This window comes from Vibrio sp. vnigr-6D03 (genome assembly GCF_002835515.1).
In the GTDB taxonomy this organism is placed as follows: domain Bacteria; phylum Pseudomonadota; class Gammaproteobacteria; order Enterobacterales; family Vibrionaceae; genus Vibrio; species Vibrio penaeicida.
This window is the reverse complement of sequence record NZ_PIZL01000046.1, coordinates 1-23,889: the sequence shown is the minus strand read 5'-3', so window position 1 is coordinate 23,889 and position 23,889 is coordinate 1. Positions and strand designations below refer to the sequence as shown.

Genomic DNA, 23,889 nt, shown 5'->3' with positions numbered 1-23,889 from the left:
CTCAGAGAGCAGCGCGAATAGGGGCGTAAATTGCCTTTGTTTTGAAAAAGCCCAAGTCATCTGGGCTGATTAAAAGCGATTATTTCTTGGCAATTTCCATGGATTTAGGCAATTTGAACGTCCATACCATGCCGCCCTGATTGAAGTTTTTCACCCGTTTGGCCACATCGCCGCCCCACAGTGGTACAGCGCCACCCCAACCTGAGAGTACGGATATGTATTGTTCGCCATCCATTTCCCAAGTAACTGGGCTTCCGACAATCCCTGAACCGGTGTTGAATTTGTACAGCATTTCACCCGTTTTATCGTCAAACGCCATCAAGTAACCTTCTGGATTGCCGGTAAAAACCAAGCCACCAGCGGTCGTCAGCACCCCGCCCCACAGTGGCGCGTAGTTTTTGAACTCCCAAACAATATCACCAGATTTGGGGTCGACCGCTCGCAATACACCAATGTAATCTTCATGATGTGCCTGAATCGTAAAACCAGCCCCTAAATATGCCGCGCCTTTTTTGTAGGCAGTGGGCTCATTCCATATGTCCATTTTCCATTCGTTCGCTGGCACATAAAACAGCCCAGTATTTTGGCTGTAGGCCATTGGCATCCAGTTTTTACCCCCAAGAAAAGAAGGAGCAGCGACCACTGTTTGCCCTTGCTTGCCATCTGCCGATTCTTGCGGATTACCCGGTCTGTTTTCATCAACGTAAATTGGACGCCCTTTTTTATCTAACCCTTTTGCCCAAGAAATGGTTTCAACGAAAGGAAATCCTCTGATGAATTCACCATTGGTTCGATTGAGTACATAAAAGAATCCGTTTCTGTCTGCGGTTGCGGCAGCTTTTACTGTATTACCGCTGTTTTGATAGTCGAACGCAATGAGCTCATTCACCCCATCAAAATCCCAACCATCGTGAGGTGTGGTTTGAAAATGCCACACTATTTTTCCATCATCAGGGTCGATCGCCAATCGTGATGAAGAGTACAGGTTGTCACCCGGTCTCATATGAGAATTCCACGGCGCGGGGTTACCTGTCCCGAAGAAGAGCAAATCCGTGTCTTGATCGTAGGTACCGCCTAGCCACGGCGCTGCACCACCGGATTTCCAGAGATCGGCCGGCCATGTTTTTCCTGCCTGACCTCCTGAGATGCCATTTTCGACTTTCTTTCCGTCTTTCCAGACATACCCCATGTGCCCTTCAACGGTAGGGCGTTCCCAAACGATAGCACCGGTTTTTGCATCATATGCTCTTACTTTTCCTACAATCCCAAACTCACCGCCAGATACCCCAGTAATCACATTCCCTCTCACAATAATGGGGGCTGCGGTAATGGAGTAACCAGCGCGATAATCTTCTACCGTTTTCTTCCAACGCACTTTCCCTGTTTTAGCATCCAGCGCCACCAACTTAGCGTCGAGCGTTCCGAAAATGACGAGATCATCGTACAAGGCGACACCACGATTAATCACATCACAGCAAGGCATGATGCCGTCGGGCAATCGAGCATCATATTGCCAAATCTCGTCGCCTGTTCTTGCGTTAATGGCATACACTCGTGAATACGACCCAGTGACAAACATCACCCCATCTTTGACCATGGGTTGGGATTCTTGCCCGCGCTGTTTCTCCCCACCAAGCGAAAACGCCCATACTGGTCTGATTTCTTCAACGGTCTCTCTATTAACTTTATCGAGTGAACTGAATCGTTGAGCGCGAAGCCCTAACCCATAACTCACTATATCTTCAGGTGTTTCCTGATCTTTTAGGATATCTGCATCGGTTACACCTTGAGCGGCGCTGCTCGTAGATATCAACCCAGACATACCTAAAGCAAGCGACCAAATGCACCACTTCCCTTTCGATAACATCGTATTGCTCCTTTGCTTACTTTCTTTAGCTGATCATGTAGAACGCACTTTCTTGAAGAACGGAATCTTTTCTAGGTCATACTCTTAAGGTCATCGCTTTGTATAGCTATCGCTAGACCAGGCAATGGCTTTGCAAGACACTAGATTTGCGAGAGTCCAGCTTCAAAGATCATTCGTTCTTATTCAGTGTGCGCGCGTTTAAAAATGAGGAAAATTGGACTCTGGATGAAGTTTTCTCATCCCTTAGTTGGAGGGAAAGTCTCCACCCTAGGGCGGAGAGGAATTGGGCTACTCGGTTACAAGGGTCTGTTGACCTTTCGCGGTTAAATTTTGTTCGAATTCTATGTGGTTTAATCGCGGCACAAGGTCTTTAGCCCATTCTTTAAGAACAAAAGCATTTCTAAGTAAATACCTTGCAACAAAGAGTAAAGGGTATAGACCGGGGGCGCCTATTCGAACCCTTCGGGCAGCATTTGTGGCTCCTTTCTACTGCGTTACCGCTTATTGATGTAGAGCGACTACACCGAATAAGCGTTGCCTTGTATAAATAACCCACAAATTGCTGCAAAAATCATCTCGAAAGGTCAACAGACCCTAGTTCTTTGTATAGTTCAGGAATAGGACAATCAATGGTCATTGCAAGACACCAAGCCTGCATTCGCCCATCAGAAAGCGTGGCAATAACCACATCTTCTAAAGCATACGATAGCTGACGGTAATCGGCTTGAACTGCCATACCAATGTCCCACCGGAGAATACCTAACGTGGGAAAATGCGTATCCGAGAGTTTGATCGATTCACCAGACCGATTTTTCATCCACTGAACTTGCCCGCCTAACCCCATTACCGCGTGTACCTCTCCGGTGTTAAGTGCACCAAATGCTAGCTGCAGGCTATTGTATGTTTTGGTGTTTTGACGAAATCGCCCACCAAATGCTGTCGCAAAATAGAACTGAGGGACAGTATCTATCTCCACACCCACAGGAATGTATTGAAACATCGCAACCGTTTCTATTTGGGCATTCTTGGAGGCATCAAATGCCACTCGCCATCGCTCTGTTTGGTAAGGGGCAAACATGTACACGCGTTCATGTGCGGGTAAGCCAAGGTCGTCCCTTTTAAGTTGCCATTTCCTGTCATAGGGAACACGCATCATGACATCGGCTTTTACTCGCGTTCCGTCGTTTGTATGCAGATTTAACCCTTTCCATAAGTAGTTACGCATATCATCTTCAGCGGTTTCGTCTGCCGTCATCCACAAGAATCTCAACTCGACATCGAGCGCCTCTGCAAAAGCTCGGGCGAGTTCAACGTCAATGCCTTTCTCCGTTTCACCTTCAATGAATGAGTACGGTGGAAAATCACGATAAAACGCGACTTTGATGTAACCGCTATCGACAATGTCGTCCATCGAACGGGCTGAAGCCAGCATAGAAGGCAGCCATAACATCGCCGCCGCTAAGCAAATGTAGATGATCGCTTTCATATCAACTTTCTGGTGCAACAGATTCAAGCCAAGTTCTTATTGCCCATAGTGCTTCTTGGTTTAGATGTTCCGTCATTTTTGGCATGTAAACAGCGCCGTTTCTGACTGCCCCATTCTGAACGCGGTAGACATACCATTCATCACCATCAAAGTCGGGCTCAAGAAAACGAAGATCTGGAGCTATGCCGCCAGATATACCCTCTAAACCATGGCATCGAGCGCAATTTTGGTTGTAAGCAGAAGCACCAATTCGTTCTATTTCAGCGCGTTCACTGGCTTGTAGTTCGCGATATGGGTTGGTGTCTTGCCAATCTTCCCCTAGTTGAGGAATAGACGATGTGTCTATCGATTGGGGGGTGACATTTCCGTGTGCTGCCACTGGCTCGGATAAGAAAATCAGGCTTGGCACAACAGCAGCAACTGGCACCAGAAATCCACCTAAAATGGTTACAACGGCTTTTCTCGGTTGCCATTTTTTACGTAACTTCCATATAAAACTTTTCATGATTCGTACTCCTTCACTTCACTATTTTTCTAGCTTCAGTGTATGGGTACATGGCATCGAACAAAATCATCCAAAAGCTTCGTATTTTGTCATCCTTTAGGAGGAAATCGCCTGTTTTACTGGGTTACAGCGTGGTCAAAACCAAACTTTGTTGATTAGAGTAGTCAGCAATAGGAAACAGAATCGGAGGCAGAATGCTTCATTTTTTTAGGCGAAGACCGCAGATAAAGCGAAGTTGGATGAAGGTCGTTTTGATCGGTATTTCTCTGTCAACTTGTTCACATTACGCCTTTGCTCTAGACGTGAACGTTGCGTATTTGAAGCTGGCTCAAGACGCGATAACAGCGACTCCTATTTACCTAAGACCTCACTCCGACAGTGGCATAGCTGGAGCCGAATTATCCATAGAAGACAGTAACGGAGCAGGAAAATTCTTGGGTCATCAATACACGCTATCTTCAGTAAGAGAAACCAGCCAAGACGCACTCGTTTCCCGCGCTAAATCGCTTAATCAATCAGGAACGAAGCTTTACTTAGTGGATAGTGACGCCGCGACGTTGAAACGCGTTCAAGCGGCTTTACCTTCTGAGACACTGATATTTAATGTCAACTCAGCCCATCAGGCATTACGAACCGAGGCGTGCCTCGCCAATGTTTTACACACTTCGCCAAGCTATCGCATGTTGTCCGATGCCATTGCCCAATGGCTCCGGTACAAAAAGCTCACAAAGGTTCTGCTGATTACCGGTTCAACAGAGCAAGATTTGGAAATGGCAGACAATGTTCGAGCCAGTATCAAACGCCTTGGATTAAAGATCATCGCAGATAAGCCATGGACATTTGATGCCGATTTAAGGCGCAGCACCGCCAAAGAGATCCCACTATTCACTCAATACAAAAACTACGACGCTGTTTGGGTAGTGGATATGCACAACGTATTTGGTCAGTACCTCCCTTTTAATACCTGGCTACCAAGACCCGTTGTGGGAACACATGGGTTACGAGCAGACAATTGGCATAAAGCGATTGAGCAATGGGCCGCCATACAACTTCAGCATCGATTTTTTGAGCAATCGGATCGATTTATGAATGCTCATGACTACTCGGCTTGGGTTGCCATTCGTGCTCTCAACGCGGCAGTCACTCAAACAAATTCAGTGGAACCTCATTTGATTCATGAGCATTTGCTCAGCTCAACATTTGAATTTGGTGCTTACAAAGGTAGAAAACTGAGCTTCAGACCGTGGAGCGGTCAGCTACGTCAGCCCATTCCACTTGCACACCCAAGTGCGCTTGTGGCATCCGCCCCATTAGATGGTTACTTACACCCTTTTAATGACTTAGACACATTAGGGGCAGACAAGCAGGATTCGAAGTGCGATTTAACGGATTAAAAAGGTATATAAATTTAAAAGGACAAGAAGATGAATCGGTATTTAACACGTTTAACCCTTTATTTGGTTTGCACATTACCGTGGGTAGCTGCTGCCTCTTTTGCGTCAGAGGTCGCCTATGTTTCTAATGAAAAAGACGACTCAATTAGTTTGATTGATATGGGCAGCTTAGAGGTGTTCAAAACGATCACCGTGGGCGACCGGCCACGAGGGGTTTTACTGAGCAAAGACAAGACACAACTCTATATCTGCGCCAGTGAATCGGATACTGTTCAGATATTGGATTTAGCCACGCAAGACATCATCGGAGAACTGCCTTCTGGAGAGGACCCAGAGCAATTTGCTTTGCATCCGAATGGCGAAGTTTTGTATGTGGCCAATGAAGATGACGCCCTTCTTACTGTTATCGATATTCCATCCAAAAGCGTGATTACCCAAATTGATGTCGGCGTAGAGCCTGAAGGTGTCGCTGTGAGCCCGGATGGCTCGACCGTTATCGTTACCTCGGAAACCTCAAACATGGCGCACTGGATAGATTCTAAAACTAACCAAGTCGTTCATAATACGTTGGTTGATGAGCGACCAAGACATGCTGAATTTACCAAAAGTGGCGAAAGGCTTTGGATCAGCTCCGAGATTGGTGGCACTGTAAAAGTGATTGATACTGAATCAAGGCAAGTATTAAAGACACTCAGCTTCAAACCAAAAGGCATCCATTCCCATAAAATTCAGCCAGTGGGCATTCAGCTTTCGAGCGATGGAAAATTCGCATTTGTCGCCCTTGGCCCTGCAAACCATATAGCGATTGTTGATCAGCAATCTTTGGAAATTCTCGATTATCTCTTAGTTGGAAGACGTGTCTGGCACATGGCATTTAACGCGGCAGAAGACAAACTCCTTACTACAAATGGAGTCAGTGGCGACGTATCGATCATTGATGTCCCCAATCTAAAGGTTCTGAAATCCATCAAAGTTGGTCGCTACCCTTGGGGAGCCGTCATCAAAGAGACACCACAATGATTCCGGTTAGTGTTAAGAACCTCACATTTCAACGTAGCAATAGAATGACGCTCAAAAATGTCTCTTTCGAGCTCTCTGGTGGCATCACAATATTGCTTGGCCCTAATGGCTCTGGCAAAACCACTCTATTTTCATTGCTTACTCGCCTTCTTCCTCAGCAGGAAGGTGAGATTTTGATGTTTGGTCAAAGTTTGATTGAACAGCCTCAGTACAGCGCAAAAAATACAGGCGTGGTTTTTCAACAAAGTGCTTTGGATTTAGATTTAACCGGAGAGCAAAACCTTTTTTACTACGGTGGGTTACGAGGGTTAAGCATAACAGAAACCGTCACTGCGTTTTTGCCTTTGGTTAAAGAGTTTGAATTGGAGAACACTTTAAAAAAGAAGGTAAGAGAACTGAATGGCGGGCACCGGCGGCGGTTGGAGATTGTGAGAGCTATGTTGCACTCTCCACGTCTACTGCTATTGGATGAACCAAGCTCTGGGTTAGATCCTGAAGTAAGGAAAGTGCTCGTACGCTTAATACGAAAAACCGCCACACAAAGTGAAACATGCGTGCTTTGGGCAACGCACCTTATTGATGAAGTAGAGCCCAACGATAACGTGTTAATGCTTTTAGAGGGAAACTTGATTGAGCAAGGTAGCGTGAGTGAACTATGCCAAAAATACCGCTGTGACTCTGCTCAGCAATTGTATCAAACGTGTCTAGGGGCTGTTGAGCCCAAGTAAGGATGCAACGTGAACTATTGGTTTGGTTTTTCTAGCATTGTGTACCGTGAGTTTTTAAAGTTCACTCAGCAAAAAACACGCTTCGCCAGTAGCTTAGTGCGCCCCCTGCTCTGGCTAATCGTATTTGCAGCCGGTTTTAGAGCCGCACTGGGGATTTCGATAATAGAGCCGTACGCCACGTACATTAATTATGAAGAGTACATATTGCCTGGGCTGTGCGCGATGGTCTTGCTTTTTAATAGTATGCAAAGCGCACTCTCCATTGTGTATGACCGAGAAATGGGTTCTATAAAGCTACTTCTGACTAGCCCCCTCCCACGATGGTTCCTCATATTATCTAAGCAAATTGCCAGTTCGTTAGTTTCATTACTTCAGGTTTATGCCTTCTTAGGTATTGCCTATTTATATGGGATTGAGCCACCAAGCGTAGGTTTCTTCTACGCGTTACCGGCTTGCTTCATAACGGCAATGATGCTCTCGGGTCTCGGCATCGTAATCGCATCCTACATTCATCAGTTAGAAAACTTCGCTGGGGTAATGAACTTCGTCATTTTCCCTATGTTCTTTATGTCGTCAGCCCTTTATCCTTTATGGAAAATGCAGGAATCCAGTGAATGGTTATACCAAATCTGCCGCTTTAACCCATTTACCTATTGTGTCGAGCTGATTAGGTACGCTCTCTATTCCCAATTTAATCAAATGGGAACAATAGTGATAGTGACTCTTGCTGTATTATTTTCTTTATTGGCTTCCTATCAGTTTAATTTAAAAAAACAGTAGCCATGAGTTTTTATTATGATATAACATATCAACATTAAAAATAATTAAATCTACCTTGGTTCAAAAATTACGTAATATTAGTAATCTCAATTTCAAAACCCTAGCACTGTAATCAAAATTCACAGATCAATGTTAAATATTCTCTTTTCTTATTTACGAAACTTCTTTTAATTACTTATCAGTAATTGATAAATAAGCTCATTGCATAAACAATTAAACCAACTTTTTGTTTCAATATAATTTCAACGGTAGATTTATTATAGCTTACAGGTAACCTTTAGATTGTTCAGCGTTTAAACCCCAAGCTCAGAATAATATTCTATCGATGCCTTTTTTGAAGCAATACCACACTTTAGCCTGATTATTTATTTAACAGAAAGTGTCAGAATTGGAATTTTTATGCACTTAGATAGATTGAAATGCAAGCTTTTGATTTTCATTGCATTTAGCTCCACTTTCACACTTTATTTATTTTCCCTGTGAAAGATTATAATTATATTTGATATGCCCATTTTTCAATTACTACCATGGGTGGTCTCCTTTATATTCGAGAAACCTAATAAGTGTGCAAGCGCTCATTGCACATTTTACTTAATTGACGTTATTTAAATAGAACTTTCTTGGATATAGAAACGGAACACTTAAAGTCAACTTCAAAGGAAATGAATAATGAAAATGGCGAACACTAAATTATCTTTGATCGCGATCTCGGTCGCGTCAGTCATGCTCTCTGGCTGTACACCTGAATTATACGCAAAATATGTAAGCGACCAGATTGAGAAAGACGCGGTAGTAAAGCATCTCGATAAATTAGAAAAGCGTGCCGTGCCCACTCCGGATGGTAGTGCTCTTACTCGTGCCGCTGGCACAAAAGGCTATAAACGTTCACTGAAATATATCGCTAAGAAATTAAGAAAAGCCGGATATAAGGTGACTAAGCAAGGGTTTGATTTTAGAAGCTGGCAAGAATTACCAAACACCTCTGTTATGGTTGATGGTAAAACTCTACTTTCAACTAAAGATGTAGGAGAAGGCGAAGTCGCAGATTACGCAACCATGTCATACTCCGGTTCATCGAATGGAACCGTTGACGGTAATATCGTTTTTGTCACACCTGACTTCCGTTTTGATCAACCAGACTATGATGATACTGATGGCTGTGAGGCAACCGATTTTGATGGCAAAGATGTCACTGGCAAAGTAGCGGTGATTCAACGTGGAGGTTGCTCGTTCAACGCGAAAGCGACAAATGCTCAAGCAGCCGGAGCTACTGGCGTCATCATCTTTAACCAAGGTAACTCAGAAGGACGTAAAGGCGTAGTAGCAGGTACATTAAGCCGCGACAGCACCGTCACTATCCCGACATTTGGTTTGCGTTATGACCTAGGTAAACAATGGTTCGACGACCTTGCCAATGGTGCGATCAACGCTTCGTTAAACGTTACTGTTATGAACCGAATTGTGAAAACACATAACTTGATTGCAGAAACTCGCCGCGGCGATGATGATCAGGTTGTTATGCTAGGCGCACACTTAGATTCTGTTCCTGAAGGCCCAGGCATCAACGATAATGGCTCCGGTTCCGCAGGCTTACTTGAGTACGCGTTAACTCTTGCTGATACGGGTATCAAGCCTCGAAACAAAATCCGCTTCGCATGGTGGGCAGCGGAAGAAGCTGGATTAATCGGTTCAAACTACTACACCGAAGAACTGTTCAAACCTATTCTTGATGAAGCGCGTAAGCAAATCATGGAAGAACTAGGCATTGAAGATCCAGCCGATCTTACTGAAGAACAAAACAAACTGGTTGAAGCTCGTTACAACGAAATGAACAACGTGAAGTTGTATCTAAACTTCGACATGATCGGTTCGCCTAACTACATTTACGGTGTTATGGATGGCGATTTGTCAGACACGAAAGATAGCCCAGATAACGCCTATACTGGCGACTTCGAGCCTCCATTTGGTACATCAGACATTGAAACTCAGTTTATCAATTTCTTTGGTGACAATGGCGAGACAACTGTCCCTCAAGCACTTTCTAAACGTTCTGATTATGCAGGATTTGCAGATTGGGGAGTCGCATTCGGCGGATTATTTACTGGTGCAGAGAAACTTAAGTCGGCTGAAGAAGTCGGTGAATTTGGTGGTGATATCGATGTCGCGTACGACAAGTGTTATCACCGTGCCTGTGACGATTCAACTAACGTCAGTCACAAAGCACTGTTCATGAACACCAAAGCTCTGACCTATGTCACGACCTACTATGCGATGAGTGAAGACTTATTCCCAGAACCTGCTGAACCTAAAGCAGCAGCACGACATGCTCGTAGCTTCTCTGCGGAATCCGCTCCGAAAGACACACTGCGCATTGGTGAACGTCTGAAAGCAGCAGATAGCGTATCTGACCACGATCACTTCCATGGTGATTTTGACCAAGATTTCGAATAACACGCTCTAAATCCCAGCCAGTAATATGGCTGGGATTTTTTTCTTGCTCTAACTTTGCCATCACACTTTTAAGGGATTTTGCGATTCGAGTGTAATTTGTTGACGAGACCGCCTAATCTCACATGAAGGTTTGTGCAGCAAATATGACCCATTGTGGCTTTAAACGCATTTAGTCTCTTATTGATAACCTTGTGGAAAAATATGTGCTACGACGCATTTTTTCGAGGGTTTTCCACAAGCCAAAAACCCTACAACCCCGTTAAAATAGGACAACATCATTACATTGGTTACTTCTGCACCACCTGATTTGCTAACAAAACTTGCAGCTAGATCACGTTGATTAGAGCAGCTTATGGAACTAGGCATAACGTAGTAAAAGGTAGCTTACACAATAAAACTTTTAGGTGTTCACATCCGTTTAATCGAGAGTAAAAACATTTAAATTCAATAAGTAAATATAATTTCACTTACCAACCTTCAGCGCCATTTTATACTGATTCCAACAACGATTTCCCTCAGTACCATTGCGCAAGTGACGTGCAGTTAACTCGCATTTTTGTTCGGATTCGCACTCTCGAAAACGAAAATCATAGGAATATCATACGCTGGTAACGAGTGTTAACCGAGTTATCCACAGAAAATGTGGATAACATTCTGAAAACGTTGCCAGATCACAAAACAGTAATAAAAAAACACATTATTCAGATTTTTTACTACTGTCATTAAAGTGAAAACTGTATGCGCCATATTTCACAACAGTAAACTCAAGTGGTTTTAAGATACAAGGATTGAACTTTGCGTATGGAAATTCAAAATCACCTAGCTAGACCATCAGTAAAAAGTAATTTGGGCTCAGAGCCTTCTAGCGATAGTAAGAATTGGCTTAAAGAGCCCGTAAAAGCCATTGTTAAACCTGCTTTGCGCGTTAACCCAGAAGAAGGGGTCACCACAGGCTTTGTTGGTAGTGCAACAGAAACAATTGCTGGTGTCATGACACCGGAAAGTATGGTCTGGTACTAAATCGCTGCAATATCGACTCTAACCATATAGATTCGTTAACTGTATTCTAGCGTTTCCCCTATAACGCCAGAGGTAAAGAGCTCCTTCGCGAGCTCTTCTGCTTACTTGCCGCTAGCCTAATCAAATTCGAACAGTACTCATTTATCTATATACCCAAGTTTTATCTATATACCCAAGAGGTCTCAAGGTGCAGGATTCAGGTCTTCGTTTTCTGGTCTTATTTAAGGAAAAGAACACAGCGGAATAAACTACCTCGCTAACAAAACATGTACAAAGAATGTGTCTACATTACGACCAATTTGATTCAACCTAACAGATCTTTATTCCCATGGTTGTACATGCCTAATCAGCGTTTTAAGGTGAGAACAGATTAATCGCTAAGAGGTAGTTCCATGAAATACACACAAGATCATCTCGACGAATTGAACCTTCTTCTTCAATTCGATATCAGTAGCTCAGCCACTGGCATTAAAGTCCATCAAGACGCATCAGAGTCGGCACAAGGGGCGGTTCAGCGATTGTTTGAAAAAGGTCTATGTACACAAGCCGATGGTGGCTATTTAACGGATGAAGGCATCGAAGTGGCTGAACACGCCGACAAAGTCCTTCGCGTTTTAAGCACTTCAGGTGCTTAAGCATGAAGAAAATCGCCATTGTAGGCGCAGGCTGGCTAGGACTTCCCCTAGCCAAATTGCTGAAAGAAGCTGGTCATAAGGTTATTGCTAGTAAAACAACCCTTGAAGGTTGTGAGCAACTTAAACAGGAAGGCATTGAGGCTTTTCTATTCCGCTTATCTGAAAATGAACAAGAGTGTGCTAACCAGCTCATCCAACATCTGAAAAACCATGACATTGACGTTTTGATAGGTGCATTTCCACCTGGTTTTCGCAAAGGAGGCGGTCTGCATTATTTGAATCACTGGCAAGCTATGGTGAAAGCCGCAACCGACGCTGGTGTTAAGAAAATAGTAAAAGTCAGCTCCACGACCGTTTATCCTGAACAACCAACCAAAATGAACGAAGCGTGCGCTTCTCTTTCCCTTGCACTTGAAAATAACGCATTTTCTGAAAAAGCTGTCATCATGTTGAAAGCTGAACAAGCCATTATTGATTCTGGCTTGGACTACGTTGTGGTTCGATGCAGTGGTTTGGTTGGCGCAGACAGACACCCATCTCGTTTTGCCGCGAGGTTAAAATCGGTCAGTTCTTCTGCTCCCGCCAATATGCTGCATCAGGATGATGCTGTTGGCGTCGTCGCTTTCGCTGTGACCAATCTCCAAAATACCGTTGTCAACGCAACCAGCCCGTCAACCGTGAGTAAAGCGGAATACTATCAACGAGCCATTGAATCCGTGAGTTCAGATAGTGTCCTTTCATTACCGCCCGTGGTAGACCAACCCGGTAAAATGATCGTGACGGACAAATTGATTTCTTTGGGCTATCAGTACCTCTATCCGAGTACTTTAGACGCGCTATAGGAGAGTTTATGGCAACCCGGTTATATCAAGATATAGAAACTGTTTGGCATTACATGCAAATGCACCAACGTATTGAAAATGCAGATTGCATATTTTGTATGTGCAGCAATGATGAAAGAGTGGCGGAATACGCTGCTAGCCTCTACTTGAAAGGCATCGCACCAAAATTGGTGTTTTCCGGCGCACAAGGTCGCCTAACTGAAGGCTTATTTGATCTAAGTGAAGCAGAACATTTTGCAGAAATTGCAAAACAAATGGGCGTTCCATCAGAACACATATTGCTAGAAACACACGCGACCAATTCAGGTGAAAATGTGGTTTTCACTGCCAACTTGTTTAGAGAAATTGATTTTACCCCAGACCGGGTTTTGTTGGTTCAAAAGCCTTACATGGAAAGGCGCGCATACGCAACGTTCAAGAAACAATGGGATTTGCCATACGTAGAGGTGAATGTCACATCGTCTGGAGGCAAATTTTCAGACTACTTCACCGATTCGATACCCTCTAATTTAGTTATCGAAACCATGCTCGGAGATTTTGAGCGTTTGCAAACTTATCCTGAAAAGGGATACCAGATCGAACAAGACATCCCAGACGGGGTGATGCTTGCTTATCAGAATATAAAAGCGCAACCTTCTTTTTCTTAATAAAAAAGTGATAATCACAACTCAGCCCAAACCTCATTTGAGGCTTGGGCTGAGTATAAAAGAAGTGAACTCATAAAGAAGGCACATAGCAGGAGAAATTTAATGGAAGTCTTGAATCAAGCTGTCGGCTTTCTTGCAGAAAATAAACTCATATCAAGTGCACTGCTGATTTTGCTCATTGTACTGGTTAGAAGAATCGTCATATCTTTGATCCGCGGTGACGTCAATTTCCTCACCGAAGACCAAAGAAAATGGATCTCTCGCACCAAAAACAGTGCGTTTTCAGTCATTATTATTACGCTATTTTTATTATGGCAATCCGAAATCAGTGAATTTGCACTGTCGCTCACCGCAATTGCTGTAGCTGTTGTAGTCGCATCTAAAGAAATTATTCTGTGCTTCACAGGCTCGATTCAAAGGGCGAGCTCTCGTTCATTTAGAATTGGTGATTGGATTGAGGTTGGTAACCTTTGTGGGGAAGTGATTGAGCACAATTTGATGGCAACAGTGATTCAAGAAATTGATTTGCACCACGGTAACTATAACTACACAGGAAAAACAGCAACTCTACCAAACAGTATGTTTTTCAGTGTTCCCGTGAAAAACCTAAACTTTATGAAACGCTACGTTTACCACAGTTTCAATATTGTTGTAGGGGAATTTCGTAATCTTTACCCTATGTTCCCTAGCCTCTTGGCAAAAATTGATGACCACTGCGAAGACTTTATTGATGTCGCTAAACGATACAACGTTGTCATTGAACGTCATGCTGGGGTCGATTTACCTGGTGCAGAACCGCATATCTCCGTTTCTAGCGCGAATACTGGCGAACAAATTGTTCATTTCATGCTTTTTTGCCCAACAGATCGTGCATTTGAAATTGAACAGCTGATTCGTGAAGATTTTATGGCTATGTATCAACGTCATTTCGGTCAGAAGAACCCAGCTTCACTCACCTAAAATCAGGTTAATAATCTGCACTGCACTCCGCGTGCTACATATAAGAAACCAAGCGACTGGCTTGGTTTTTTTAATTGTATTGACTCTTAAAAGTTTGGGTGGTTAAAAACGAAAAAATCTCGACATTTCTGTCGAGATTTCAGAATTTTGGAGCGACACACGAGGTTCCCGATCTTCAAGGCGTAAGCGTGACCTCAATCTTGACAAGGTTGTGCTTGCTTTGAGTTTGATAAAGGAATTCAGAGTGAAAAATTGGAGCAACACACGAGGTTCCCGATCTTCAAGGCGTAAGCGTGACCTCAACCTTGACAAGGTTGTGCTTGCTTTGAGTTTGATAAAGGAATTCAGAGTGAAAAATTGGAGCAACACACGAGGTTCCCGATCTTCAAGGCGTAGGCGTGACCTCAACCTTGACAAGGTTGTGCTTGCTTTGAGTTTGATAAAGGAATTCAGAGTGAAAAATTGGAGCGACACACGAGGTTCGAACTCGTGACCTCAACCTTGGCAAGGTTGCGCTCTACCAGCTGAGCTAGTGTCGCATAATATTCGAGAGATGGTGCCCCGGGCCGGACTTGAACCGGCACAGCGCGAACGCCGAGGGATTTTAAATCCCTTGTGTCTACCAATTCCACCACCAGGGCACACAATATTCATTGTGATGGAGACACCATCTTGATATCGCAATGAAGCCATATCATTTTAATTTGGAGCGACACACGAGGTTCCCGATCTTCAAGGCTTAGGCGTGACCTCAACCTTGGCAAGGGAACACCTTGCATCACAATTTGATGAAGTATCATCAAACAAAATTTGGAGCGACACACGAGGTTCGAACTCGTGACCTCAACCTTGGCAAGGTTGCGCTCTACCAGCTGAGCTAGTGTCGCAAATGGAGGCGCGTCCCGGAGTCGAACCGAGGTCCACGGATTTGCAATCCGCTGCATAGCCACTCTGCCAACACGCCTTCAACTCAATTCGAAAACTTGAATCAGTTCCTCTTGAGTACGGGGAGGCATTCTACGCATTCCCGCGAGAGCGTCAACTGTATTTTTTAGTTTTTTGATTCGTTTGGCTATTTTCCGGTCAAAACACGCAAAACAGTTCTTTTAATCATCGCATAGCTAGTCTCTATAGACCTTTCGAGATTATTCTTCAAACAGTTTATAACCCATTACCGAAGGCAAAGAGATAAGCTTTACACTGGGTATAAAGGCGCGCAATACCGACAAGTATAAGAACAGAAACAAGAGCCTTCTCTCCGTTAATAATGTTGATTTCATCAATCAGCTCATAAGCCAAGTATTAATTGTGAGTTTTTCGACCGATTCTATATTTTTAAAAGTACGAGGTGCTATAATCTGCGCCTCATTATGATAGGGACCGTCAATGAATAACTCGCAATGGCAAACGGATCTGCTGCAACGCGTGCGCAATGTGTTCACCTCTGCCTCGGCAGAAGAAGTGATAGAGCGGCAGCAAAAAATTCGCGAGTTATCAGAAAAGTACGGTCATTCTATTCCTGTAGAGTTTCAATCTTTTTTTAGTGCTTACACACTTTATCGAGGTGGTAAATTAATTCCTGCGCTAAAGGAATTCTTTGATTGTGTTTCTCTCTGCCAAACCCATCAACAGCATTACCTTCTTCTTATTGCCTACTTCAATATTGGGACCATTTTCGGGTTGTTAGGTGATCACTCTCATGCCAGTGAATTTCTGACAAAAGCAGAAAGGATTAATAAATACGGTGACAAGCGCCTAGTATCTCTAGTTAAAAATAACATTGGTGATCTATTTGCTGCGGTAGGACAACACCAGAATGCAATTAAATATTTTACTGATGCCATTAAAGGCCTGAAAGAGGACGAATTTCAATTTTCACTGATTTCCTACATTAATTTGGCGGGATCTCATATCGAATTGAAGCAATACGAAGAAGCTAAATCCATTTTCGATATCATTGAAACTCATGCTTCTGGAAATGTTCGATACCTCAGTTTTTACTATCAAAGAAAAGCAAAGTACTACATTTCAATTAATGAAGTTGAACTCGCGAAGCAGCAACTAGATCTTGCAATAGAAGCCATCAGGCAATGCAAAAACGATTACTATTTGTCTGAGATGACTTTAGATTATTGTGAGCTTTTACTTGCACAATCCAATTGGGATGAACTAGACAATCATCTAGAAAACGGGCTTTCATTAGCAAGAGAGATTGGTGCCAACAAGCTAATTGATAAATTCAATCACATCTTGTTGTCTCGAGTTGAACAAATGCCCTCTGGCGAAGAACGAGATCAGCACTATCAATTAATGTTTGCATCGCTTCAAAAATCTCGCGAATCCGCGATATCACGAGAACGTGACTATTTAAGCCAGATCTATCAGCTAAATATGGACAGGCTGGCATTAGAATCGGCACAAGACATCAATAAAAATCTTCGTTTAATCAATAGAATTGGGCAATACCTCAGTACATGCGACAATTTCAAAGATGTTATCTTTCAACTGGTAGCAGACCTAAAAGGCTTGTTTAAAGTCGGCACTTTAGCCATTGGCTTTTATCAACCAAAACGCAATCGTATTTTCGTCGAGCATTACTATGAAGATAGCGAAATAAAAGACTCGCATTACATCGACTTCTCTGCGCAGGCAACATTCTTCGAGTACTGCGGGAAAAACAAGTGCCCTCTCTACTTCAATGATATGACCGTAGATAAAAAAGTCGCCATGTTAGGCAGCTCGGCAAAACACGGAAACAAAAACTCGCTGTTATTCGCCCCAATTACAATAAATGGTGAAGTAAACGCGATATTTACCATTCAAGCCGGTGATTGTTATGCTTATCAAACTTATCAGTATGAGCTATTTCTCCAGCTAACAAACTATCTTTCAATTGCACTTGAGAACCAGATAAACCGAAGAAAGCTGACGTTACTTTCTCAGACGGATCACTTAACAAGGCTTTGGAATCGCCAATCGCTTGATGCCCATTACCTTGATCTTCAAAAGCAGAATATCTCTGAGTACAGCATCGTGATGATCGACATTGATTGTTATAAACAGCTAAATGATTACTACGGTCATGTTGAAGGGGATAAGGTCTTGGTGGCGATCACGCAGTTGATAAAGGGAAATTGTGAGCTACTCGATGCCAAATGTTATCGCTATGGCGGCGATGAATTTGTTGCCGTTATTCCGAATCAAAACGTCGACTCTGTGACTCAAACGGTTCAGAACATACAACATTCATTGTATGAATTGAAAATACCAAATAAACATTCCTACTGCGCTGATCGTGTTTCGCTCTCTATTGGTGTAGCACACTTTTTTCACAGCGCTTCAGACGTAAGCCTCTCTGATTCATTACATCACGCCGACACGGCTCTCTATCACGCCAAACGTAGTGGAAGAAATCAGTTTGCAGTATCACAAATTAAAAAAGCGGATTAATCATCCGCTTTTTCTTTGAATCTTTTTATAGCCCAACTTTCAGTCATCAATAATACAATTGAACTCTATTGATGCTTCTCGTCTAGTAAGTCGTCTTTTGCTGCAGCTAAATACTGCATCATTGACCAATAGGTTAGGATTGTCGCAAGGTACAAAGCAGCATAACCTAGCCATACCATCCAGTCGTCATAGCGCCAAATGAGAACCCATAGAGCAAACATTTGCGCTAACGTTTTCACTTTACCAACCCAAGAAACAGCCACACTTGAACGTTTACCTATTTCTGCCATCCACTCGCGTAGCGCTGAAATGATAATTTCTCGAGCAATCATGGTAATAGCCGGAATAGTGATCCACCACGTTGCGTAATGCTCTGTGATGAGAATGAGCGCGGTCGCTACCATCACTTTGTCGGCAACAGGATCTAAGAACGCTCCAAAACGCGAAGTTTGCCCTAGCTTACGAGCCAGCATGCCATCGAGCCAATCGGTGAACCCAGCAACCCAAAACACCATTGCCGCAGCAAAAGGAGCCCACGATGCGGGGATATAAAACACAATGACAAATACAGGAATCAGTACTAATCGAAGTAAGGTAAGAATGTTCGGTATGGTAAAACGCATATATATTTTAGGCTCTTAGACATTGCGCGCTTAATGGTGCGTCAAAACGGTTATTGTTTCAATGCTTGATGAATGTTTTCTGCCAAAGAAAGGCTAATACCAGGAACTTTGGCTATTTCTTCAACACTTGCACGCTTGAGCTCCTGTAATCCACCCATGTATTTGAGCAGTGCTTGGCGTCGTTTGGGTCCAACACCTTCAATTCCTTCAAGTGCACTGGTTCTTCTGGTTTTTCCACGCTTGGCTCTGTGACCAGCAATGGCATGGTTGTGGCTTTCGTCTCGTATGTGTTGAATAAGGTGTAACGCTGGTTCATCCGTCGCCATGTTAAATTCATCGCCATCGGTTGTAATCATGGTTTCTAAACCTGGTTTACGCGTTATCCCCTTTGCTATACCAATGAGCCTTGGGCGCTTAGGCCAATCTCCCCAATGTTGCGAAATAATTTCGTGTGCACGATTAAGCTGCCCCTTACCACCATCGATAAAAATGATGTCAGGGATTTTTTCCACATCCAGTTGCTTTGAGTAACGGCGATCTAGTACCTGCCCCATTGCTGCGTAATCATCACCGCCAGTTATCCCTTCAATGTTATAACGACGGTATTCTTGCTTCACAGGTCCTTCTCGGTTGAAGACAACGCAAGATGCAATGGTACTCTCCCCCATTGTATGGCTGATATCAAAACACTCCATACGTTGAATAGAATCCATGCCAAAATGTTCTTGCAGCGCTTTAACACGCTGGTTGATGGTCATCTTGTGGTTGATTTTGGTCGTAATTGCTGTGAGTGCATTGGTATTCGCCAACTTCAAGTAACGAGCTCTCGTCCCTTTTGGGTTGGTTTGAATGGTAATTTTTCTGCCTGCAATCTCCGACAATATGTCTTGGAAAGGCTCTGCATCTTCAAATAAATCTTGATCCAAGATAAGACGTGACGGGATGGTTCTCGCCTCGTTATGGCTCAAGTAATATTGGCTCAAAAAGCTATGGAAAACTTCATGCCTGTCGGTATTGTTCGGGATTTTTGGAAAATGACTACGACTCCCCAACACCTTGCCTTGGCGCACCATTAAAATGTGAATACACGCAACACCATTCTCTTGTGCAAAACCAAGTATATCCAAATCATCCATTGAGCCTTCCGACACAAATTGTTGCTCTTGCACGCGTCGGATAGCTTGGATCTGGTCACGTAGTGTCGCTGCATCTTCAAACCGCAATTCCATACTGGCTTTTTCCATTTTGGAAACAAGGGTTTCGACAACTTGCTTATCTTTTCCATGCAAGAACAGGCGCACATAGTTGACTATCTCTGCGTATTCTTCGTCGGAGATGATGCTTGAAACACAAGGCGCAGCACAACGACCGATTTGGTACATCAAGCACGGTCTTGTTCGATTGCTGTATACCGTATCTTCACATTGCCTAACAGGGAAAATCTTTTGGATCAGGTGTAATGTTTCTCGAACGGCACCAGAATCTGGGTAAGGACCAAAATACTCGCCTTTTCGCTTTTTAGATCCTCGGTGCATTGATATGCGAGAGTGCTTATGCCCACTCAAAAAGATGTATGGATAGGACTTATCATCCCTGAGTAGCACGTTGTACTTGGGAAGATACTGCTTTATATAGTTGTGCTCTAAGATGAGCGCTTCAGTCTCAGTGTGAGTAACTGTGACGTCTATTTTGTCAATGTGACTGACTAACGCACGCGTCTTTTCGTTATCGACTTTTTTACGAAAATAACTTGAAAGGCGTTTCTTAAGATCTTTGGCTTTACCGACATAAATTACCGTCGACTCGGCGTTATACATTCTGTATACGCCGGGTTGACTGGTAACGGTATTAAGAAAGGAACCGGAATCGAACGTCTGAGACACTACAACGTCTCAGTGTCGATCATTCCGTGACGAATGGCTAAGTGGGTCAATTCAACATCACCGCTAATATCCAGCTTGCTGAAGAGACGGTATCGGTAACTGTTCACCGTTTTAGGGCTCAGACTTAATTGCTCTGAAATGTCAGTTACTTTTTGCCCCTTAGTAATCATCATCATGATTTGAAGCTCTCGTTCCGAAAGGTCTTTAAAAGGGTTTTCAGATGCGGAAGAGAATTGGCTTAACGCCATTTGCTGCGCTATTTCAGGTGAAATATAACGCTGGCCAGAATGCACCATTCGAATGGCATTCACCATTTCGTCTGGTCCTGCTCCTTTTGTCAGATAACCTGCAGCTCCCGCCTGCATTACTTTCGTTGGGAAAGGATTCTCTGTATGCACTGTTAGTACAATGATTTTTACATCGGGGTTAAATCGAAGCACTTTTTTTGTGGCTTCTAAACCGCCAATGCCTGGCATGTTCATATCCATTAAAACAACGTCAGCATGGTTATTTCTACACCACTTGACGGCTTCTTCACCGCTGTCAGCTTCCCCTGCTACGTTCATACCACGGACGTCTTCAATAATACGTCGTATCCCTGTGCGAACCAGCTCGTGATCATCTACAAGGAAAACATTAATCAAACTTGTATCTCCACACTAATTTTTGGTTCTCGCTATGTTTTCAATTCACCATCCAGTGAACCAATCACATAAATATCAGATGAACTCATCATATCGCAATTCTGGCTTAAAAATTACAACGAATATGCGTACTAACGCAAACTTTAGTCATAACTTATAATCAGACTCGTTAAGTCGCCCTCCATTTGAACCAAATTCCACCGTTTGTTGTAGGAATTTTAGTCACCTATAGAAAAGAATGCGAATTAACACTTTATTGATATTTCAGTAATACCAACTTAACGTCTTAAATTCCATTAAATAATCCGACGCAGACCTCATAAATAAAAATTCTAACTTATAACCAAACTACTAAAAATGGACAGCTCTAGTGTTGTATCGGCTAAATAAATGCAACCATGCTCTTACCTATTTCTCGGGAAAAATCTCATGGGTGGCGCACCTTTGGCGGACTCGGGTATACTCCTTCAGTATCTGTATAGCCATTTACAAAGGCACAAAGTTTGACCGTTCAAGATGGGTTCGTTTTAACAAGGCAAGCACGTGATGTGTCTGGAAAGGCACAAGTTGATTTATGGCTAAATACAGAAGGTGGCCCCGTTCATGTCGTCGTCCCCAACCAGAAGCCTGTCTTTTTTATTGAGACAGAACAGAGCGAATTGGCTTCAGACCTTATCAACGATGCTCATATTGAACACCAAATTAAGCCATTGCCACTCAAAACGTTCGATCAAACATCTACATCTGGCGTTTACTTTTCATCCATCAAAAATGCCAATGCCGCTTCTCAAATTCTTGCTAGCAATGAGCTGATTACGTACGAATCGGACGTACGACTTGCCGACCGATACCTGATGGAGCGATTCATCCAAGGCAGCATTCAATTTCAAGGTAACTTAGTACCGAAGCGAGATCACAACCAATACCTGAGTGCTCAATGTAAAAACGGAACCTATCACCCTACCCTGACTCAAGTATCACTCGATCTAGAATGCAGTGAGAAAGGCATACTCTATTCCATTGGATTGGATAGCGAAATGGATAGCCGAGTCATTATGATTGGGGCTCCGGAACCCTGTGACACAGCCGTTCAATGGGTAGAAAATGAATTTCAGCTACTTCAAGCGATGTGTGACTGGTTTACGCAGTTTGACCCAGACATCATAGTCGGTTGGAGTGTGATCGATTTTGATTTTCGATTACTCCATAAACGGTGCGAATGGCATAACTTGCCTTTAAAAATCGGTCGGGGTGGGCAAAACGCGCATTTTCGTCAGTCGAATACTACCAACCAAAGCTTCATCCGCATTCCCGGTCGCGTTGTTCTCGATGGAATCGACACCCTGAAAACCGCAACCTATCACTTTCGATCTTGGTCTTTAGAGTCCGTATCACAAGAATTGCTTGGCGAAGGAAAAGACATTCACAACGTCCATGATCGTATGGATGAAATCAATAGAATGTTCAGAGAAGATAAACCGTCGCTGGCCAAATATAATTTGCAAGACTGTAAGCTGGTCAATCGAATTTTTGAACATACCCATTTACTCGAATTCGTAATAGAACGCTCAAAGCTAACGGGTGTCGAGCTAGATAGGGTGGGTGGTTCGGTCGCAGCGTTTACAAACTTATACCTACCTCGGCTTCATCGTGCTAACTATACCGCCCCTAACCTTCAGCCCGAAAACTGGCTTGCGAGTCCAGGTGGTTATGTCATGGATTCGGTTCCGGGGCTATACGATTCTGTACTGGTTCTCGATTTTAAAAGCCTATACCCATCCATTATTCGAAGTTTTCTCATCGACCCATTGGGATTAATTGAGGGGCTTAAACTCGATATTGGTAACACTCAAGATTCTGCCGTTGAAGGGTTTCGTGGTGGGCAATTTCACCGCGAAAAGCACTTTTTACCTAAAATGATCGAGCAATTGTGGGCAGCTAGAGACGTAGCCAAAAAGAATAATGAGAAAGCATTCTCGCAAGCCATTAAAATTATTATGAACTCCTTTTACGGAGTGCTTGGCTCTTCTGGCTGTCGTTTCTTTGATACGCGTCTTGCATCCTCTATTACCATGCGTGGGCATGAGATCATGAAACAAACTCGCACGCTAATTGAAGAAAAAGGTTATCAAGTTATCTATGGCGACACTGACTCTACATTTGTCGCGTTAAACAAACCGCACTCTCAGCAAGATGCTGACGCCATTGGGCACGTTCTCGTTAGCCATATCAACGAATGGTGGACGTCTCATCTCACCTCTGAATACGGTGTCACCTCCCACCTCGAACTTGAATACGAAACGCACTACCGGAAATTTCTAATGCCCACTATTCGAGGTTCAGAAGCCGGCTCTAAAAAGCGTTATGCTGGTTTAATTGGGGAAGGAAACGAAGAAGAAATCATCTTTAAAGGTCTAGAAAGTGCCAGAACCGACTGGACGCCACTTTCTCAAGAATTCCAGCAAACTTTGTACGATATGGTTTTCCACGACAAGGATCCGAAAGACTATATTCGCGAGTACGTTGAAAAAACCAAAAACGGAGCTTTCGACCATCAGCTTGTATACCAAAAAAGGTTACGTCGTAAACTAGCAGATTATCAAAAAAACATTCCTCCTCAGGTTCGAGCGGCTCGGTTAGCTGATGAAAAAAATGCAGCCCTTGGTCGACCACTACAATATCAAAACAAAGGCAGAATAGAATACGTCATTACTTTAAATGGTCCCGAGCCAAATGAGTATTTACAAAGCCCTATCGACTATCAACACTACATAGATAAACAACTAAAACCTGTAGCAGACGCTATTCTCCCCTTTATTGGATTAGACTTTGAAAGCTTGAACGCGCCGCAGCTTGGGCTTTTTTAGTCTTTTTCCAACAAGAACATAAAACATATTTTCATCTTATAAAAAAGAGCCAGACAATGTCTGGCTCTTCAGACTGCTGACAAAGGT

General features: G+C 43.4%; 18 protein-coding genes and 4 tRNA genes. 12 read left to right on the top strand and 10 right to left on the bottom strand.

What is annotated here, in order from left to right:
* Window positions 1-79 precede the first annotated feature (79 nt).
* The 3 genes from CW749_RS25455 to pedF form a co-directional block, all read right to left on the bottom strand.
* A complete protein-coding gene (locus CW749_RS25455) occupies window positions 80-1,822 on the bottom strand; it encodes a PQQ-dependent methanol/ethanol family dehydrogenase (protein ID WP_272897879.1) in 1,743 nt (580 codons plus the stop codon).
* A 616-nt stretch (window positions 1,823-2,438) separates the two neighbouring features.
* The gene (locus CW749_RS25450) at window positions 2,439-3,353 is read right to left on the bottom strand and encodes an ABC transporter substrate-binding protein (RefSeq protein WP_145997885.1); all 915 of its coding nucleotides are present in this window, start codon (window positions 3,351-3,353) and stop codon (window positions 2,439-2,441) included.
* Window position 3,354: 1 nt separating this feature from the next.
* Window positions 3,355-3,858, bottom strand: coding sequence for a cytochrome c-550 PedF (gene pedF, locus CW749_RS25445; protein ID WP_101115272.1), 504 nt, complete (start codon window positions 3,856-3,858; stop codon window positions 3,355-3,357).
* Window positions 3,859-4,052: 194 nt separating this feature from the next.
* Between pedF and CW749_RS25440 the strand changes: the two genes are divergently transcribed.
* From CW749_RS25440 to CW749_RS25395, 10 genes are all read left to right on the top strand, one after another.
* Entirely contained in the window at window positions 4,053-5,252 is a 1,200-nt protein-coding gene (locus CW749_RS25440; protein ID WP_237322581.1) for an ABC transporter substrate-binding protein, read from the top strand.
* A 30-nt stretch (window positions 5,253-5,282) separates the two neighbouring features.
* Window positions 5,283-6,272 (top strand): YVTN family beta-propeller repeat protein, encoded by a 990-nt coding sequence (locus CW749_RS25435; protein ID WP_101115270.1) that lies wholly within the window; start codon window positions 5,283-5,285, stop codon window positions 6,270-6,272.
* Between the two features lie 44 nt (window positions 6,273-6,316).
* Window positions 6,317-7,000, top strand: coding sequence for an ATP-binding cassette domain-containing protein (locus CW749_RS25430; protein ID WP_201797036.1), 684 nt, complete (start codon window positions 6,317-6,319; stop codon window positions 6,998-7,000).
* A gap of 9 nt (window positions 7,001-7,009) precedes the next feature.
* Window positions 7,010-7,780, top strand: coding sequence for an ABC transporter permease (locus CW749_RS25425; RefSeq protein WP_101115268.1), 771 nt, complete (start codon window positions 7,010-7,012; stop codon window positions 7,778-7,780).
* Window positions 7,781-8,449: 669 nt separating this feature from the next.
* Window positions 8,450-10,231, top strand: coding sequence for a M28 family metallopeptidase (locus CW749_RS25420; RefSeq protein ID WP_101115267.1), 1,782 nt, complete (start codon window positions 8,450-8,452; stop codon window positions 10,229-10,231).
* Between the two features lie 801 nt (window positions 10,232-11,032).
* Window positions 11,033-11,251 (top strand): hypothetical protein, encoded by a 219-nt coding sequence (locus tag CW749_RS25415; RefSeq protein WP_101115266.1) that lies wholly within the window; start codon window positions 11,033-11,035, stop codon window positions 11,249-11,251.
* 392 nt (window positions 11,252-11,643) lie between these two features.
* Window positions 11,644-11,886 carry a TIGR02647 family protein gene (locus CW749_RS25410; RefSeq protein ID WP_101115265.1) on the top strand — a complete coding sequence of 81 codons (243 nt, stop codon included), beginning with the start codon at window positions 11,644-11,646 and terminating at the stop codon, window positions 11,884-11,886.
* 2 nt (window positions 11,887-11,888) lie between these two features.
* The gene (locus CW749_RS25405) at window positions 11,889-12,728 is read left to right on the top strand and encodes an NAD(P)H-binding protein (RefSeq protein WP_101115264.1); all 840 of its coding nucleotides are present in this window, start codon (window positions 11,889-11,891) and stop codon (window positions 12,726-12,728) included.
* 8 nt (window positions 12,729-12,736) lie between these two features.
* Window positions 12,737-13,375 (top strand): YdcF family protein, encoded by a 639-nt coding sequence (locus CW749_RS25400; RefSeq protein WP_101115263.1) that lies wholly within the window; start codon window positions 12,737-12,739, stop codon window positions 13,373-13,375.
* A gap of 102 nt (window positions 13,376-13,477) precedes the next feature.
* Complete coding sequence (locus CW749_RS25395; protein ID WP_101115262.1) at window positions 13,478-14,335, top strand: mechanosensitive ion channel family protein; 858 nt, start codon at window positions 13,478-13,480, stop codon at window positions 14,333-14,335.
* A 463-nt stretch (window positions 14,336-14,798) separates the two neighbouring features.
* Here the strand turns inward: CW749_RS25395 and CW749_RS25390 are convergent.
* The 4 genes from CW749_RS25390 to CW749_RS25375 form a co-directional block, all read right to left on the bottom strand.
* Window positions 14,799-14,874: transfer RNA gene (locus tag CW749_RS25390), tRNA-Gly, on the bottom strand.
* Between the two features lie 15 nt (window positions 14,875-14,889).
* Window positions 14,890-14,976, bottom strand: a tRNA-Leu gene (locus CW749_RS25385).
* Between the two features lie 170 nt (window positions 14,977-15,146).
* Window positions 15,147-15,222: transfer RNA gene (locus CW749_RS25380), tRNA-Gly, on the bottom strand.
* A gap of 3 nt (window positions 15,223-15,225) precedes the next feature.
* Window positions 15,226-15,299, bottom strand: a tRNA-Cys gene (locus CW749_RS25375).
* Window positions 15,300-15,721: 422 nt separating this feature from the next.
* Here CW749_RS25375 and CW749_RS25370 point away from each other — a divergent pair.
* On the top strand, window positions 15,722-17,785 hold the full coding sequence (locus CW749_RS25370; RefSeq protein WP_101115261.1) for a GGDEF domain-containing protein: 2,064 nt from the start codon (window positions 15,722-15,724) through the stop codon (window positions 17,783-17,785).
* 65 nt (window positions 17,786-17,850) lie between these two features.
* On the opposite strand, the gene pgsA is transcribed toward CW749_RS25370, so the two are convergent.
* The 3 genes from pgsA to uvrY are packed head-to-tail and all read right to left on the bottom strand — an operon-like array spanning window position 17,851 to window position 20,935.
* Window positions 17,851-18,408 (bottom strand): CDP-diacylglycerol--glycerol-3-phosphate 3-phosphatidyltransferase, encoded by a 558-nt coding sequence (pgsA, locus tag CW749_RS25365; protein ID WP_101115260.1) that lies wholly within the window; start codon window positions 18,406-18,408, stop codon window positions 17,851-17,853.
* A 50-nt stretch (window positions 18,409-18,458) separates the two neighbouring features.
* Window positions 18,459-20,291 (bottom strand): excinuclease ABC subunit UvrC, encoded by a 1,833-nt coding sequence (gene uvrC, locus CW749_RS25360; RefSeq protein WP_101115259.1) that lies wholly within the window; start codon window positions 20,289-20,291, stop codon window positions 18,459-18,461.
* The gene (gene uvrY / locus CW749_RS25355) at window positions 20,291-20,935 is read right to left on the bottom strand and encodes a UvrY/SirA/GacA family response regulator transcription factor (protein ID WP_101115258.1); all 645 of its coding nucleotides are present in this window, start codon (window positions 20,933-20,935) and stop codon (window positions 20,291-20,293) included. The genes uvrC and uvrY overlap by 1 nt, the downstream gene beginning before the upstream one ends.
* 503 nt (window positions 20,936-21,438) lie before the next feature.
* Here uvrY and CW749_RS25350 point away from each other — a divergent pair.
* Window positions 21,439-23,802 carry a DNA polymerase II gene (locus tag CW749_RS25350; protein WP_101115257.1) on the top strand — a complete coding sequence of 788 codons (2,364 nt, stop codon included), beginning with the start codon at window positions 21,439-21,441 and terminating at the stop codon, window positions 23,800-23,802.
* Window positions 23,803-23,889 lie beyond the last annotated feature (87 nt).